A 1281-nucleotide genomic window follows, 5' to 3' on the forward strand; every position below is an offset into this window, starting at 1 on the left:
TGCTCCTCCCCCGTTTTAGTGGACACCTTCTCATCACACTGAGGAGGCTAAAATGCCTAAGTACACCCAACCAAGAAAAACATGGTTTTATCCAGTTAGTTTCAAAATTAAGGCAGTCAAACTAAGCTTAAAAGACGATGTCTTGTCAAAGGATGTTGCTTTAGCACTTGATATTCATCCGTTGATGTTGAGCCGTTGGCGGAAGGAATACAGAGAAGGTAAATTCTGTAAAGCCAATCGCTATAATTGCAACGATGAAAACATGCGTAAAGTACCTACTAAAAAAGAATTGACCGCAATTCAAAAGCTTCAGAAAGAAAATGAGCGCCTCAAGTTGGAGAATGATCTTCTAAAAAAGTGGCAACGGTATCTGGCGGAAGTACATCAGAACGATTTGGATTCGTCCAAAAGTTCGGACAAGCCTTAGGCGTCAAATACCTTTGTGATTGGCTTAGTGTGTCTCGTAGTGGTTATTATGCGTGGCTTAGTCGGCCTGTATCAGCCAAAGATATGTCAGATTCGGTATTACTGAGAGACATTAAACGAGTGTTCAACGATAATCACCAGACGTATGGCAGCCCTCGCGTGTTTCATGCATTGAAAAGAGATGGCATCAAAACAAGCGAGAAGCGAGTAGCACGTCTCATGCAGGAGAACGGCTTGAGAGCAAGGGCAATCAAGACTTATAGCAAACCAGCAAAGGTGAAGTTTTTCTATAAAGAAATTCAAAACAAACGAAAAGATATGGAGAAGCCGACAGGCATAAACCAGCAATGGTCTGGTGATGTCACTTACCTCAAAGTTGGCTCAAGTTGGCACTACCTTGCTGTGGTCATCGATTTGTATTCGCGTCGCGTTATTGGATGGGCATTTGGCAAAAGCAAGTCAACAGAATTAACGCTTAAAGCATTGAGGCTAGCAATTAAAAAGCGCCAACCAACTCAAAGCGTGTTGTTTCACACAGACCGAGGTGCCGAGTATCGAGCGCACAACGTCCAGCAATACTTAAAGAACCACAACATCAAAGCCAGTATGAACCGACCAGGTTGCTGCACTGACAACGCTGAAGTAGAGTCGTTTTTTCATTCGTTAAAGGCTGATTTAATTCGTGGAAATTGTTTTGAAACAATGAGTAACCTGCACTCTAAACTCAAAGGCTATTTAAACTATTTCTACAATAGACAGCGTTTACATTCGAGTTTAGGATATAAAACACCTGTTGAGTTTGAAATGGCAGTATATTAAAGAGTGGATGGTGTCCATTTTTGCGGGGGAAGATCA

At 42.0% G+C, this 1281-nt stretch carries 1 protein-coding gene; it reads left to right on the forward strand.

Features of this window, described 5'->3' with window-relative positions:
• Window positions 1–52 precede the first annotated feature (52 nt).
• Window positions 53–1245 (forward strand): IS3 family transposase gene (locus ABWV72_RS21095; protein WP_353372938.1). Its coding sequence is split into 2 segments (ribosomal slippage): window positions 53–358 and window positions 361–1245, totalling 1191 coding nucleotides; the frame shifts between segments, so codons are not numbered across the junction.
• Window positions 1246–1281 lie beyond the last annotated feature (36 nt).

Source organism: Aliiglaciecola sp. NS0011-25 (assembly GCF_040370605.1).
Taxonomy (GTDB): domain Bacteria; phylum Pseudomonadota; class Gammaproteobacteria; order Enterobacterales; family Alteromonadaceae; genus Aliiglaciecola; species Aliiglaciecola lipolytica_A.